At 65.1% G+C, this 13,789-nt stretch carries 13 protein-coding genes and 1 tRNA gene; 6 read left to right on the forward strand and 8 right to left on the reverse strand.

Translation table 11 applies throughout. The annotated features are described in order from the left end of the window. Window positions 1-98: 98 nt before the first annotated feature. Genes ISF28_RS20240 through ISF28_RS20250 form a run of 3 tightly spaced genes read right to left on the reverse strand, consistent with a single transcriptional unit; the run spans window position 99 to window position 3,581 of the window. Window positions 99-1,310, reverse strand: coding sequence for a YbdK family carboxylate-amine ligase (locus tag ISF28_RS20240; protein ID WP_229519230.1), 1,212 nt, complete (start codon window positions 1,308-1,310; stop codon window positions 99-101). Beyond that, the gene (locus ISF28_RS20245; RefSeq protein WP_198118982.1) at window positions 1,307-2,515 is read right to left on the reverse strand and encodes a cation:proton antiporter domain-containing protein; all 1,209 of its coding nucleotides are present in this window, start codon (window positions 2,513-2,515) and stop codon (window positions 1,307-1,309) included. The genes ISF28_RS20240 and ISF28_RS20245 overlap by 4 nt, the downstream gene beginning before the upstream one ends. After that, window positions 2,508-3,581, reverse strand: coding sequence for a hypothetical protein (locus ISF28_RS20250; protein ID WP_198118983.1), 1,074 nt, complete (start codon window positions 3,579-3,581; stop codon window positions 2,508-2,510). The genes ISF28_RS20245 and ISF28_RS20250 overlap by 8 nt, the downstream gene beginning before the upstream one ends. Window positions 3,582-4,012: 431 nt before the next feature. Between ISF28_RS20250 and ISF28_RS20255 the strand changes: the two genes are divergently transcribed. From ISF28_RS20255 to ISF28_RS20265, 3 genes are read left to right on the forward strand one after another with little or no spacing between them, the layout of a single operon-like run. Next, the gene (locus ISF28_RS20255; protein ID WP_198118984.1) at window positions 4,013-4,567 is read left to right on the forward strand and encodes a PAAR domain-containing protein; all 555 of its coding nucleotides are present in this window, start codon (window positions 4,013-4,015) and stop codon (window positions 4,565-4,567) included. Beyond that, window positions 4,564-5,139 carry a transglycosylase SLT domain-containing protein gene (locus ISF28_RS20260; protein ID WP_198118985.1) on the forward strand — a complete coding sequence of 192 codons (576 nt, stop codon included), beginning with the start codon at window positions 4,564-4,566 and terminating at the stop codon, window positions 5,137-5,139. Before ISF28_RS20255 ends, ISF28_RS20260 begins: the two co-directional genes overlap by 4 nt. After that, complete coding sequence (locus tag ISF28_RS20265) at window positions 5,136-5,693, forward strand: hypothetical protein (protein WP_198118986.1); 558 nt, start codon at window positions 5,136-5,138, stop codon at window positions 5,691-5,693. The genes ISF28_RS20260 and ISF28_RS20265 overlap by 4 nt, the downstream gene beginning before the upstream one ends. A gap of 61 nt (window positions 5,694-5,754) precedes the next feature. Here ISF28_RS20265 and ISF28_RS20270 read toward each other — a convergent pair. The 4 genes from ISF28_RS20270 to ISF28_RS20285 all read right to left on the reverse strand — a co-directional run bounded on the left by ISF28_RS20270 (window position 5,755) and on the right by ISF28_RS20285 (window position 9,013). After that, a tRNA-His gene (locus ISF28_RS20270) sits at window positions 5,755-5,830 on the reverse strand. Between the two features lie 101 nt (window positions 5,831-5,931). After that, a complete protein-coding gene (gene murI, locus ISF28_RS20275; RefSeq protein ID WP_198118987.1) occupies window positions 5,932-6,771 on the reverse strand; it encodes a glutamate racemase in 840 nt (279 codons plus the stop codon). Between the two features lie 55 nt (window positions 6,772-6,826). After that, the gene (locus tag ISF28_RS20280; protein ID WP_198118988.1) at window positions 6,827-8,353 is read right to left on the reverse strand and encodes a fumarate hydratase; all 1,527 of its coding nucleotides are present in this window, start codon (window positions 8,351-8,353) and stop codon (window positions 6,827-6,829) included. A gap of 51 nt (window positions 8,354-8,404) precedes the next feature. Next, window positions 8,405-9,013 (reverse strand): YqhA family protein, encoded by a 609-nt coding sequence (locus ISF28_RS20285; RefSeq protein WP_198118989.1) that lies wholly within the window; start codon window positions 9,011-9,013, stop codon window positions 8,405-8,407. Between the two features lie 206 nt (window positions 9,014-9,219). Here ISF28_RS20285 and acs point away from each other — a divergent pair, with 206 nt between their 5' ends. After that, window positions 9,220-11,214 carry an acetate--CoA ligase gene (acs, locus tag ISF28_RS20290; RefSeq protein WP_198118990.1) on the forward strand — a complete coding sequence of 665 codons (1,995 nt, stop codon included), beginning with the start codon at window positions 9,220-9,222 and terminating at the stop codon, window positions 11,212-11,214. 75 nt (window positions 11,215-11,289) lie between these two features. Here the strand turns inward: acs and ISF28_RS20295 are convergent, their stop codons facing one another. Further along, the gene (locus tag ISF28_RS20295; protein WP_198118991.1) at window positions 11,290-11,610 is read right to left on the reverse strand and encodes a KTSC domain-containing protein; all 321 of its coding nucleotides are present in this window, start codon (window positions 11,608-11,610) and stop codon (window positions 11,290-11,292) included. 159 nt (window positions 11,611-11,769) lie between these two features. Between ISF28_RS20295 and ISF28_RS20300 the strand changes: the two genes are divergently transcribed. Both ISF28_RS20300 and ISF28_RS20305 read left to right on the forward strand, forming a co-directional pair. Beyond that, window positions 11,770-12,696 (forward strand): esterase/lipase family protein, encoded by a 927-nt coding sequence (locus ISF28_RS20300; protein ID WP_198118992.1) that lies wholly within the window; start codon window positions 11,770-11,772, stop codon window positions 12,694-12,696. Continuing rightward, a complete protein-coding gene (locus ISF28_RS20305) occupies window positions 12,693-13,610 on the forward strand; it encodes a lipase secretion chaperone (protein WP_198118993.1) in 918 nt (305 codons plus the stop codon). Before ISF28_RS20300 ends, ISF28_RS20305 begins: the two co-directional genes overlap by 4 nt. The last annotated feature ends 179 nt before the right edge of the window (window positions 13,611-13,789 follow it).

The following is a 13,789-nucleotide window of genomic DNA, read 5'->3' on the forward strand; positions in this document are numbered from 1 at the left end:
CCCGGCATCTCTACCGGTTGCGCACGAGACCAGCGGCCTGGCGGTACCCGGCGATTCGAAAAGGGCGTTCCCGCGGGAACGCCCTTTTTGCATCCGAACTAGCCCAGCGGCGCGCCGTCCTCGAACAGTTCGCTGGCCATCCGCGCCAGGTCGTTCATGCCGCCGCCGGCGTCGAGGTGGGCGCGAAGCCAGCGCGCCTGGCCGCCGTTTTTCATGAGGTGTTCGATCACCTTGCATGCCTTGGGGAAGCCCGGGTCGGTCGACCGGCGCTGCAACCGTTCCAGGTCGGCGCGGATCGCTTCCGCGGCCGGCATCGAGACGCCCGTTTCAGGATCGATCCAGCTTGCCTCGACGCCGTCGCGCGCCGCGTTGAAGCGGTTCCAGATGTACAGTTCGCGGCTGGCGCTGGTGGGCCAGAGGCCCGGCTGGTCGGCCCATTCCAGGCACAGCTCGCGCGCGTAGCACGCCAGCGCGGCCGCGTAGACGGGCTTGAGCGGCGTGTCCAGCACGCGCAGTTCGATCGTCCCGTATTCCGGTTTCGGCCGCACGTCCCAGTAAAAATCCTTGATGCTGTTGACGATGCCGTGGCCGGCCAGCTCGTCGAAATGGGCGCGGAAATCGCTCCAGGTCCGGATGTTGTACGGCAGGATGCCGCTCATCGGGAACGCGCCCACGACATTGCTGCGCGAGCTGCAGAAGCCGGAGACCTCGCTCTGCCAGCACGGCGAATTGGCCGACAGCGCGATGAACAACGGCGCGCGCTGCGTGAGCCAGGAGCACAGGCGCATCGCTTCGTCCGGCGTGCCGGCGCCGATGTGCACGTGCATGCCGAACACGGTAAACAGTTTAGCCAGATAGCCGAACTTGCGCTCGGACGCGAAATAGCGCTCCTTCGGATAGATGCGCTGTTCGTTCCACTTCTGGAACGGATGCGCGCCGCCGCCGGAGATCGACGCGCCCACCTCGAACGCGGCGCGCTGCACCGTCGTGCGGATGTGTTCCAGCTGCTCGGCCGCCTCGTCGAACGAGGTCAGGATCGCGGTCGCCACTTCCAGCATCGACGTCGTGATTTCCGGCGTGTGGACCCACGGCTTGTCATGCTTGTCGAGCAGGCGCAGGATGTCCGGCGCGGCCGGGAACAGGTCGAACGTGAGGCGGTCGAGCACCATCAGTTCCAGTTCGATGCCCATGGTGCCGATCGTCGACGCCTTGAAGTCGGGCAGATACGCGGGACCCTGGCCCGAAACGGCCTGCGCCTGCGCATCCTGTTTCAGCTTGCTCAGCCCTTCTTCGTTCATCAATTCGCTCATTGGGCACCTCCTCGGTAAGTTTCGCCCGCCAGGTGCAGGCCGACCCAGGTCAGGCCCGGCGCCAGCAGGACGTTCAGGGCCAGCAGCGCGCCCATCACGGCGGTGGACGTCGCATCGAGCCCCGTGTAGGCATTCAGGGTGTTGTCGACGACGAGGCCGCCGTAGCTCACCAGGGAGCACATCGACAGGGACATCGCATGCTGCTTGCGCATGTCCCAGGCCGTGCCGGGCCACAGGGCCAGGCGCGTCGCCGCGATACGGACCGCGAACACCGTCACGGCCGCCAGGATGGCCCAGCCGTGCAGCAGTTGCTGCAGGTCGACGAGCGCGGCGGACATCAGGAACAGCAGCACGTAGCCGATGTCCTGCGCCGTCTTCAACTGGGCCTGGAACACGTTGTCGCGCTTCTCGGCGTTGCGCAGCAGGACGCCCATCAGCAGCAGCGAGAGCAGGGCGCTGGCCGCCGTCACGGAGCACAGGCCCAGGTCGATCAACAGCGCGGCCAGCAGCATGCCGGGACGCAGCGTCGCCGGCACCTTGCACAGCCGCGTGGCGAGCGCGTAGACGCCGTACGACAGCACGGCGATGGCCGCGCCCACCACGAGCTTGCCGCCCTGGCGCATCAACTCAACCGTGAAATCGCTGTCGGCATCGGGGCCGTGGCTGCGGGTCCACGCGAGCGTGATCCCGAGCGCCAGCAGGGCGACGAGGTTGGACAGGCCGACCATGTTCGACGTGGCGAAGGTGCTCGTGCCGCTGGCGTTTTCGTCGGCCACCATCGAACTGTGGATGACGGGGTTGACGGCGATGAGGATCGACCCGATGAAGATCGCGGCGCCCCACGGCAGGCCGAGGAGGCCCAGCGTGATGGCGGCGGCCGCGCCGCGCAGCAGCGTGGCCAGCAGCAGGCTTGCGCCCTGGCGTCCGCTGCGCATCAGCCACGCGAGGTCCATCGTGCGTCCGACTTCGAACAGCACCAGCGCCGCCGCGCCGTTGAGCAGTTCCTGGAACTGGGTCAGCAGCGCACGGTCGATGAAGCCGCCGCCGGTCGCGCCGAGTAGCAGGCCGGCGATCACGGCGCCATACAGTTTGGGGATCTTGAAGCGCTGCAGCGTCAGGCCGATCACGAGCGCGACCATCAGGCCGGCGCCCAGCACGGCCAGCGGCGACAGCAACCAGAGGGGCGTGGACAGTTCGTCATTCATGGCGTACCTCCCAGGCGTGGGCCAGCGCCGTCAGCTCATGTTCGATCACGTCCGCGCGTTGTTTCGCGAGGTCTTTCTGGCGTTCCGGGGATGCCGGCGCGAGGTCGCTGACGATGCGGGCGCGCACGATGCCGGCGTCGTCGCGCAGCGGAATCCACAGCTGTCCCTTCACGCTGCGGCCTTCCCGCCAGACCGCGATGAATTTCGCGCTCGTGCGCTCGCCCGGCTTGACCGGATCGAGCAGCGTGAACGGCTGCAGCCATTCGGCGTTCGGGAGCAGGCGCGCGAGCTGCACCTGCATGCCGCTGCGCTGCTCGAGCCGCGCATCGTCGCGCGAATACGGCAGGTGGACGCGCGTCTGCGCGATGTTCGCCGTCTCCAGGCGCAGGCAAGTGCGGTCGGATACCCAGCGCCACGTGTCGCCGTCGAGCACGCGCGGCTTGCCCTTCGATGCATCGCTCCAGGCGACGAACAGCGGCGTTGCCGCGGGCATCGGATTGCCGGCGCCGATGGCATGCGCGGCCTCGATCACGTCGTTCCAGTGGCCGGTCTGCCAGACGCGCGTCGCGGGCTTTTCGGACGGCTGCCAGCGCCACAGCGCCGCGGACCACTGGCCGTCGTCGTCGCGCCAGACGGCAGCCACCTGCTGGCTGTTGCCCACGTTCGCGGACATGGTCCGGCCGGACCAGGCGCTACTCCACGGCGGCGCATCCGCGTGGATGTCCTGCGCGAGGCGTTGCCACGCGATCGCGGCCGGCGGCAGGCAGGTGGCCGCCGGTGTCGGGATGCTGCGCCAGTACACCATCTCGATGCGCTGGCTCCAGGCGCAGCGGCGCGTCGTCGGCGCGCCCATCGCCGACAACGCCGGATCCGGAGGCGCCGCGCAGTCGTCGGGGTAAGAGCCGCTCAACTCCCTGAAATCGGCGATGGTCGGTGTCGTGGGCGGCGCCGGCTTGCGCCTGGCCGCGTGCGACGACGGTGCGAGCAGCACGCAGATGGCGAATGCGCTCGCGAGCAGGCGGACCTTATCGGAGCGATGGCGGTGCGGCGGCGGTGTTGGGGTCATAAATGATCGGCCCTTGGAGAGAGGCCTCGGCGCGGCCGGCGGGGATGGCAGGTCCGTCCCGGCGCGCGGAGGCGGGCGGTCGCGGCGCGGCCGTGCCGGCGCCTGGACCCGTTGAAAGAGTGGATGCTGCGGCGCATCCGCGATGCGGCGGGGCCGCATGGCGGCCAGGTCAACGCAATGCCTGCCGCTCGTTTTTAGATATATACCGCAGTCAAGTATACGGCAAATAATTCATTTGCTCAAATATGATTGACGTTCATACATTTCTGACATGCATTTTAAACCATGCGCGGGCGGGGTGGCGTACGGCTGCGATTGTTGCAGAAAAGGTCGGCTGCTTCATTTTCATTTTCGATTTTGCGGTGGCGTAAGAGCGGCAGGTCGACGGCACGTTGTAATGGCGTTTTTCCTTAATTGACCCCGAGGAATAAATGTCTGCGCGAGCGATCATCCGAAAAGGGGACGCGACTTCCCACGGCGGTAAGGTACTGGAGGGCTGGGAGCATACCAGCCTGTACGGGCTCCCAATTGCCGGACTGGGGCACAAAGTCTGGTGTCCCAAGTGCAAAGGCAATTTTCCGATCACGGAGGGTGCTGCAAACCATGTGTTTGGCAGTATCGGAACTGCCCTCGAAGGTATGCTGACCGCCTGCGGTGCAACCCTGATTGCATCTCAACATACTGCGACCGTCGAGTATGCGGACGATGCCCGTTCAGAAAGCTTGCGCGATCAAGGAGCCTCTTCTGGGCAGGCGACGGGACCCGGCGAAAGCTTTGATCGCTATTTCTTGCTGCTCGACTCCGCGACCGGCAAGCCGTTGCGCCGACGGCGCTACGCCATTTGCCTGCCGGATGGCAGCAGCCTCGAAGGTGCAACGGACGACCAAGGTCACACGAAACTTTGCTCCGCGAGTGCAAGCCACATCGTTGAATTGGTCGTGTTTGACGATACGCCTCCGATTCGTCGAAACTGGGATCAGCTATGACAGCTGCACACGTTGTACACCGCCAGAGCGCGCGACTGACTCCGCAGTCCGATAAAGCGCCAGCTCAGGCCAAGATCGACGACGCAAAGAGACTCCGCGAAATTCGTGCGCTGGTCAGGGAAAATAACCGATCACAGATCGAGGAAGACGTCATCATCTGCCAGATATACATGGAATCCCGGTTCGATGCCCGCATACAATCCGACTCCAGCACCGCAAGAGGCCTTATGCAATTGTTGAGGGGAACCGTTCGAGAACTGTATCGCCTACAGAATCTGAAGCTGCCTCGTGCCGAACGCCGCAGCGACGCCGAAGTTTTTGGTGCGGCTGATCGATACCATGACAGTTCGGAATTCCTGGATGAAGCGAAAAATATCGAAGCCGGTACGTCATATCTCCAGATATTGATCGATCGTCAGCGCTCAAAGGGCGCGGCAGATCCGATAAGTGAGGCGTATAAAGACTATCGTGGGGTAAGAAATGGGATCTATTTCACCAAGATCAAAGCGGCGGCGGAAAAGCTCGCAAATGCACCGGAAGACATGGAAATTCTGAGGGAGATGGTTCGGTGAAGAAGTTATCGCAGCAGTTCATTGGTCTAGTTTTGCTTGCTTATTCCGGAGTCGCCGCAGCACAGACCACGTTGGCGACGTGCCGACTCGGCCAGGCACAAAACGAGGTCGTTTCGGTGATAGCGGAGCAGCTGATCGCAGACTCGCGGCAAATTTCCTTGAAAGCTGCATCTGAAGGACGCCCAAATCCGATATTCGGCAACGAGGATGACGCCTCGCGCGGCGCGGAGATCAAGGTCAGGTGCGTTGGTAAAAAAGAGAAAGTTCTAATCGTTATCGGTGAATTTCTTGGGGCGGGTTATCCGAGGGGTGTTGCCGTCCGCTTTCATCAGGGTGCGCTCGAACGACTGGAATTTGCGGAGCCCGGGCTGCCGGTGTTCGTCGACCTGACGCCATCCGACATGCGCCTGGTTTTTTCCCGGCATGGTCCTGAGATCGCCGCGCCGTTCGCAATCTATCGCTACGTCAGCGGCACGGGACCAATGACGGGCGCCGTGGGCGCCCGTCATGTCGCGCTTCCCGCAAATGGCGTTCGGATTCCTGTGCAGCCTTAGCACCGAGGCATGTGGCGAAAAAAAAGCCGCGTAGCTTGCGCTCGCGGCTTTTTTGAATTCTTGGGGTGGCTGATGGGACTCGAACCCACGACAACAGGAATCACAATCCTGGACTCTACCAACTGAGCTACAGCCACCACTGTCTTACTTCACGCCTCGTTGTTGCCGAGACAGAACGAGATTATATAGGGTCATTCGCATTCTGGCAAATCGAGTTTTGCCCAGCAGTGCGGCAGGTCTACCCCGCGCCGAACGTCGCCTCGTGCACCGGCGGGTCGATGCCGATCAGGCTGTTGAACGCGGCCGACAGGGCCGTTGCGCTGGCGCTCGTGTACGCGTCCAGCCGCGCGGGCACGCCGGGCGTGGCGGGGCGCAGTAGCCGGCCCGCGTCGAGCAGGCGGACCAGTTGGCGCGCGACCGCTTCGCCCGTGTCGACGAGCGCGACGTCGCGCGCGCCCGCGGATGCGATCACGTCCTCGATCGTCGCCTGCACGAGCGGGTAGTGCGTGCAGCCCAGGACGAGCGTGTCGGCGCCCGCGTCGAGCAGCGGCGTCACGTAGCGCTGCAGCAGCGCGCGCGTGCCGTCCGTGTCGCCCAATTCGATCTTGTCGACGAGGCCGCGGCATGGCTGCAGCAGGAATTGCGCGCCCGTCGCTTGCGTGATCTGGTCGCGCAGCTGCAGGAACTTGGCGCCCGCCAGCGTGCGCTCCGTGGCCAGCACGCCGACCTTGCCGCTGCGCGTCAATGCCGCCGCCGGCTTCAGGCCCGGTTCCACGCCGACGATGGGCAGGTCGGGGAAGGTGTCGCGCATCAGGCGAACTGCGGAGATGGTCGCCGTGTTGCACGCCACGACGATCGCCTTGGCGCCCCGTTCGACGAGGAAGCGGGCCACCGCCAGCGAGCGTTCGGCGACCACGTGTTCGGGCTTGTCGCCGTATGGCGCGAAGCCCGTGTCGGCCACGTAGACCAGGTGTTCGTGCGGGAGTTGCGCGCGCACGTGGCGCAGGATCGAGAGGCCGCCGAGGCCGGAATCGAAGATGCCGACGGGGGCGTCGTTCAGGGACGTTGATGAGGACATGGAAGGATTGTACGGCGGTGCGACCGATGTGGCATCGATCGCACCGCCCCGCGGATTACGCCGGGATCAGCTTCAGCGACTCGATCTTGGCGGCCCATTCCTTCGGACCGGTCTCGTGCACCGACGTACCCGTCGAGTCGACGGCCACGGTCACCGGCATGTCCTTGACCTCGAATTCGTAGATCGCTTCCATGCCCAGGTCTTCGAAGCCGACGACCTTGGCCGACTTGATCGCCTTCGACACGAGGTACGCCGAACCGCCGACGGCCATCAGGTATGCCGACTTGTGGTTCTTGATCGACTCGATGGCGACCGGGCCGCGTTCGGCCTTGCCGATCATCGCGATCAGGCCCGTCTTCTCGAGCATCATGTCGGTGAACTTGTCCATGCGGGTCGCCGTCGTCGGGCCGGCCGGGCCCACGACTTCGTCGCGCACCGGATCGACCGGGCCGACGTAGTAGATCACGCGGTTCGTGAAGTCGACCGGCAGCGGCTCGCCTTTCGCCAGCATGTCCTGGATGCGCTTGTGCGCGGCGTCGCGGCCCGTCAGCATCTTGCCGTTCAGGAGCAGGGTCTGGCCCGGCTGCCACGATGCGACTTCTTCCTTCGTCAGCGTGTCGAGGTTGACGCTCTTGGACTTCTGCGTGTCCGGCGTCCAGTGGACTTCCGGCCAGGTCGACAGCGACGGCGGTTCGATGTAGGCCGGGCCCGAGCCGTCCAGCACGAAGTGCGCGTGGCGGGTGGCGGCGCAGTTCGGGATCATCGCGACCGGTTTCGATGCCGCGTGGGTCGGGTACATGTTGATCTTCACGTCCAGCACGGTCGTCAGGCCGCCCAGGCCTTGCGCGCCGATGCCCAATGCATTGATCTTGTCGCACAGCTCGATGCGCAGCTCTTCCAGCTTGTTTTGCGGGCCGCGCCGCTTCAGTTCATACATGTCGATGTCTTCCATCAGCGACTCCTTGGCCATCAGCATGGCCTTCTCGGCGGAGCCGCCGATGCCGATGCCCAGCATGCCCGGCGGGCACCAGCCGGCGCCCATCAGCGGGACGGTCTTGAGCACCCAGTCGACCAGCGAGTCGGACGGGTTCAGCATGACGAACTTGGTCTTGTTTTCCGAGCCGCCGCCTTTCGCGGCGACCATCACGTCGACGGTGTCGCCCGGCACCAGTTCCATGTGCACGACGGCCGGGGTGTTGTCCTTGGTGTTCTTGCGCTCGAAGTGCGGGTCGGCGACGATCGAGGCGCGCAGCTTGTTGTCGGCGAAGTTGTACGCGCGGCGCACGCCTTCGTTGACGGCGTCCGTGATCGAGCCGCTGCCGAAACCTTCGAAGCGCACGTTCATGCCGATCTTGAGGAACACGTTGACGATGCCGGTATCCTGGCAGATCGGGCGCTTGCCTTCCGCGCACATGCGCGAGTTGGTCAGGATCTGCGCGATGGCGTCCTTGGCGGCCGGGCTTTGCTCGGCCTCGTAGGCGCGTGCCAGGTGCTGGATGTAGTCGGCGGGGTGGTAGTAGCTGATGTACTGGAGGGCGGCTGCGACCGATTCGATCAGGTCGTCCTGTTTGATGACAGTCATGGGGGTTCTCGCTGTGGGGGTCTTGGATTGCTTGGTGCTTGATGCTTGGTATTAGTGGTTTGCCTGGTGCTGGGTGACCATCATGATCCGGTCGGTGTAGGCGATCGCCATCGCCGACAGCAGGAACACGGCGTGGATGGAGGTCTGCGCGATGATCGTCTTCGCGTCGTACGACTGGGCGTTGATGAACGTCTTGAGCAGGTGGATCGACGAGATGCCGATGATGGCCATCGCCAGCTTGGTCTTCAGCACGGACGCGTTCACGTGCGACAGCCATTCCGGCTGGTCCGGATGGTCTTCCAGGTACATGCGCGACACGAACGTCTCGTAGCCGCCGACGATCACCATGATGAGGAGGTTCGAGATCATGACGACGTCGATCAGGCCCAGCACGACGAGCATGATCGTCGTTTCGTTCAGCTTGTCCGGCAGCGGCGCACCCGGCACGGCCACGGCCTGGAAGATGTGTTGCAGCGCGACGTCGTTGCCGAGCGCGGCCAGCACGAGGTCTTTCAGTTCGACCCAGAAATGGAACACGTAAACGCATTGCGCGACGATCAGTCCCAGGTAAAGCGGCAGCTGCAGCCAGCGGCTGGCGAACATGAAATTGGCGAGGGCGCTGCGTTTTCTTGCGCTGGACGAAGGTTGAGAATCGAGCATCTATGCGGCTTTCCAATGCGGCTGCGATCAAGACAGCTCAACATTCTACACCCGCCGCGCGTTGCCGGCATGCCCTTCGTCGCGCGTCGAAGGTTGGTAAAATGCCACGGGATGCTGACGGCGCCTGGCAAGCCTGTAAGGGCTCAGTAAGCGTGGGCGCCTAAGGTATGCGGCAGAAGATTACTAATACGACTATGGAGACTAGTATGGCCGAGAACGAGACCAATCAGCAGCAGGGCTTGCAGGAACATCGCGTGTTCCAGCCGCCCGTGCAATTCGCAGCCGATGCCGCCATCTCCGGCATGGATGCATACCGCAAGCTGTGCGACGAAGCCGCCAGCGACTACGAAGGCTTCTGGGCCCGCCTCGCGCGCGAAAACATCGCCTGGCACAAGCCCTTCACCCAAACCCTCGACGAATCGAATGCGCCGTTCTACAAATGGTTCGCGGACGGCCAGCTGAACGCGTCGTACAACTGCCTCGACCGCAACATCGAGAACGGCAACGGCGACAAGACGGCGATCATCTTCGAGGCCGACGACGGCAAGGTCACCCGCGCCACCTACCGCGAACTGCATGAGCGTGTGTGCAAATTCGCCAACGGCCTGAAGGCGCGCGGCATCAAGAAGGGCGACCGCGTCATCATCTACATGTCGATGTCGATCGAAGGCGTGGCCGCCATGCAGGCCTGCGCGCGCATCGGCGCGACGCACTCCGTCGTGTTCGGCGGCTTCTCCGCGAAGTCGCTGCAGGAGCGCATCATCGACGCCGGCGCCGTCGCCGTCATCACGGCCGACGAGCAGCTGCGCGGCGGCAAGGCGCTGCCGCTGAAGGCCATCGTCGACGAGGCGCTGGCGCTGGGGGGCTGCGACACGATCCGCGACGTCATCGTCTACAAGCGCACCGGCGGCGCAATCAACTTCCAGCAGGGCCGCGACCTGTGGCTGCACGACCTCGTCGACGGCCAGAGCGGTGAGTGCGAACCGGAGTGGGTCGACGCCGAGCATCCGCTGTTCATCCTCTACACGTCCGGCTCGACGGGCACGCCGAAGGGCGTCCAGCACTCGACCGGCGGCTACCTGCTGTGGGCCGCGCTGACGATGAAGTGGACCTTCGACATCAAGCCGGACGACGTCTACTGGTGCACGGCCGATATCGGCTGGGTCACGGGCCACACCTACATCTGCTACGGCCCGACCGCGGTCGGCGCCACGCAGATCGTGTTCGAAGGCGTGCCGACCTATCCCGACGCGGGCCGCTTCTGGGAGACCATCGCCAAGCACAAGGTCAGCATCTTCTACACGGCGCCGACGGCGATCCGTTCGCTGATCAAGGCGTCGAACACGGACGAGAAGGTCCATCCGAAGAACTACGACCTGTCCAGCCTGCGCCTGCTGGGCACGGTGGGCGAGCCGATCAACCCGGAAGCGTGGATGTGGTACTACACGCAGATCGGCGGCGAGCGCTGCCCGGTCGTGGACACCTTCTGGCAGACGGAAACCGGCGGCCACATGATCACGCCGCTGCCGGGCGCGACGCCGATGGTGCCGGGCTCCTGCACGTTGCCGCTGCCGGGCATCATGGCCGCCATCGTCGACGAAGCCGGCCACGACGTGCCGAACGGGCAGGGCGGCATCCTCGTCGTGAAGCGTCCGTGGCCGTCGATGATCCGCACCATCTGGAACAATCCGGACCGTTTCCGCAACGCCTATTATCCGGAAGAGCTGGGCGGCCGCTACTACCTGGCGGGCGACGGCGCCATCCGCAACAAGGACACGGGCTATTTCACCATCACGGGCCGCATCGACGACGTGCTGAACGTGTCGGGCCACCGCATGGGCACGATGGAGATCGAGTCGGCGCTCGTGGCGCACCCGATCGTGGCGGAAGCCGCGGTCGTCGGCAAGCCGGACGAGACGACGGGCGAGGCGATCTGCGCGTTCGTCGTGCTGAAACAGGCGCGTCCGACCGGCGACGACGCCAAGAAACTGGCCGCCGAGCTGCGCAACTGGGTCGGCAAGGAGATCGGTCCGATCGCCAAGCCGAAAGAGATCCGCTTCGGCGACAACCTGCCGAAGACGCGCTCCGGCAAGATCATGCGCCGCCTGCTGCGTGTCCTGGCCAAAGGTGAAACCATTACCCAGGACATCTCGACCCTGGAAAACCCGGCGATTCTCGAACAATTGAAAGAATCTGCCTGACCGTTCGGTAGCCTGATCGGTTACACTGAACTCAGCAGAGTTGACGCCGCGCCGGGGAACCGGAGCGGCGTTTTTTTATTCGTCCTTGGGCTGCTCGAACAGTGCGTCGAGCGGATTCGGCTTCTTCGGCGCCTCGGCCCCGCCGAACAGCGCATCCAATTCCGCCCGCTTGCTGTCCACCGCCGCGCGCCCGCGCTTGCCCGCAAACTCCTCCTCGATGTTGTCGCGATAAAAACTCCAGGCCGCGCCCGACGTCGAAAAGCGCCGCCACACCTCGCTGCCGACGCCCGCGTAGTCGATCGCGCTGCCGTCGTCGAATTCCACGCGCAGGATGCGCTCGCGCGCGTCGTAACCGATGGCGCGCAGCTTGCCCGCGTTGATGCGTTTCATGTCCATGATGTGGTTTTCTCCCAAACGATGCATGGATTATTGGGACATTCGCCTGATTCGGCAAGCCACGACGCCTTGCGCGGCCGTGCACGCCTTGTTGGTTGTTGCGCTTGAACGTACTCTGGCTCGGCCGTATCAATCGCACAACATCAAGGAGACCACCCGATGAAACGCTTCGCCAAATGGCTGACCGCGCTCTTGTTTGCCCTGTCGTTCCTGCCGCTGTCCGCTTCCGCCACCGGCTATACCCAGACCCGCTATCCGATCGTGCTGGTGCACGGCTTCCTCGGCTGGGACAGCATCGGTCCCTACGATTACTGGTTCGGCATCGCCGACGCCCTGCGCCGCGACGGCGCCCAGGTCTACGTCGCGCAGGTGAGCGCCGCCAACAGCACCGAGGTGCGCGGCGAACAGCTGCTCACCTACGTCAAGCAGGTGCTGGCCGCGACCGGCGCCCAGAAAGTCAACCTGATCGGCCACAGCCACGGCGGGCCGACGGCACGCTATGTCGCGTCGGTGGCGCCGGAGCTGGTCGCGTCGGTGACGAGCGTCGGCGGCGTCAACAAGGGTTCGCAGGTAGCCGACGTCATCCGCGGCGCGGTCGCGCCGGGCACGTTGTCGGAAGCCGTGGTCGGCTCGATCGTCAACGGCGTCGCCGGCACCATCGCGTTCCTGTCCGGCGACAGCAGCGCCCAGATGTCGACGGCGGCGCTCGATTCGTTGACGACGGCCGGCGCCGCCAAATTCAACGCCGCCTATCCCGAGGGCGTGCCCGCCACCGCGTGCGGCGAGGGCGCGTACCAGGCCCGGGGCGTCTACTATTTTTCGTGGAGCGGCGCGCAGCCGTTCACCAACTTCCTCGACCCGCTCGACGGCCCGCTCAGCGTCCTGTCGCTGGCTTTCCTCGGCCAGAAGAACGATGGCCTCGTCGCCAGCTGCTCCAGCCATCTCGGGCGCGTGATCCGCGACGACTACGGCATGAACCACCTCGATGAAGTGAACCAGGTCGCGGGCCTCGTCAACCTGTTCGAGACCAATCCCGTCACGCTGTACCGCCAGCACGCCAACCGCCTGAGCGAGATGGGCCTGTGAAGGGGAGTCCGGGAATCGTCGTCGCACTGGGCGCGGCGGGGACGCTGTGGCTGGCGGTGCTGGCCGCGCGGCCCGCGCCGGCGCCGGTGACGCAAACCGTCATGGTCGCGCCGCCCGCGCAGCCGTTCGTTCCATCGCTGCGGGGCACGCGTCCGGACGGCGCCGTGCAGGTGGCGCAGGACGACAGCGTCGTCGCCGACGCCCGGTTGATCGAGCTGTTCGATTATTACCTGAGCGCGGTGGGAGAAAAATCTCCCGACGCCGTGCGCGCCGAGATCGAGCGTGAGCTCGACCGCACCCTGAAGCCAGCGGCGGCAGCCGCCGCCAAGCGCGTGCTGGCGCGCTACATCGCGTACCGCCAGGCGCTGGCGGCGCTGGGCGCCGATCCCAAGTTGTCCGGTCCGGACGCCGCCGCGCTGAAGCGGCGCATGGCCGCGCTGAGCAGCCTACGCGCGCACTATTTCAGCCAGCGCGAGATCGCCGCCATCTTCGGCCGCGAGGACGCCGCCAACGCCGACGCCCTCGCGCGCATGGAGGTCCGCGAAGACCGCACGTTGACGGCGCAGCAGAAGCGGGAACGCCTGGCGGCATTGGACGCCAGCCTGCCGGCCGACGTGCGCGCCGCGCGCGAGGCGCCGCTGAAGATCGTGCACGTGGAGGAAGAAGCGGAGCGGCTGCGCGCGAGCGGCGCCGGCGACGACGACGTGTTCCGCCTGCGCGCCGAGGCGTTCGGCGCCGACGCGGCGCAGCGCCTGGCCGCCGTGGACCGCGACGAAGCGGCGTGGAAGCGGCGGATCGACGCCTATCTCGCGCAGCGCCGGGGAGTGCGCGACGAGGCGGCGCTGGCCGCGCTGCGCAATCGCATGTTCAGCCCCAACGAGCAGCGCAGGCTGGCGGCGTACGAATCGCGGTAGCGTGGGCGGCCTTCCGCCCACGCGTGACGTTCGCGGCGTGTTGGCGTAACGCGTGGGCACGGGGTGCCCACCCTTGTATCTTGATAGAGTTGATGGTTAGCTACCATCAACTGAGGTGAAGAGCAGCTTGAGCCCACCCTTAAGGCATAGACCTTCGAGTGTAGATTAAGCCCTTCACC

Origin of the sequence: Massilia rhizosphaerae, assembly GCF_016093545.1 — a bacterium.
GTDB lineage: Bacteria > Pseudomonadota > Gammaproteobacteria > Burkholderiales > Burkholderiaceae_D > Telluria > Telluria rhizosphaerae.

Coding starts and splice junctions, on each gene's coding strand:
- ISF28_RS20285 (WP_198118989.1), bottom strand. CDS start 9,013: ATGCTCGATTCTCAACCTTCGTCCAGCGCAAGAAAACGCAGCGCCCTC.
- ISF28_RS20300 (WP_198118992.1), top strand. CDS start 11,770: ATGAAACGCTTCGCCAAATGGCTGACCGCGCTCTTGTTTGCCCTGTCG.
- acs (WP_198118990.1), top strand. CDS start 9,220: ATGGCCGAGAACGAGACCAATCAGCAGCAGGGCTTGCAGGAACATCGC.
- ISF28_RS20245 (WP_198118982.1), bottom strand. CDS start 2,515: ATGAATGACGAACTGTCCACGCCCCTCTGGTTGCTGTCGCCGCTGGCC.
- ISF28_RS20255 (WP_198118984.1), top strand. CDS start 4,013: ATGTCTGCGCGAGCGATCATCCGAAAAGGGGACGCGACTTCCCACGGC.
- ISF28_RS20295 (WP_198118991.1), bottom strand. CDS start 11,610: ATGGACATGAAACGCATCAACGCGGGCAAGCTGCGCGCCATCGGTTAC.
- ISF28_RS20250 (WP_198118983.1), bottom strand. CDS start 3,581: ATGACCCCAACACCGCCGCCGCACCGCCATCGCTCCGATAAGGTCCGC.
- murI (WP_198118987.1), bottom strand. CDS start 6,771: ATGTCCTCATCAACGTCCCTGAACGACGCCCCCGTCGGCATCTTCGAT.
- ISF28_RS20240 (WP_229519230.1), bottom strand. CDS start 1,310: ATGAGCGAATTGATGAACGAAGAAGGGCTGAGCAAGCTGAAACAGGAT.
- ISF28_RS20280 (WP_198118988.1), bottom strand. CDS start 8,353: ATGACTGTCATCAAACAGGACGACCTGATCGAATCGGTCGCAGCCGCC.
- ISF28_RS20260 (WP_198118985.1), top strand. CDS start 4,564: ATGACAGCTGCACACGTTGTACACCGCCAGAGCGCGCGACTGACTCCG.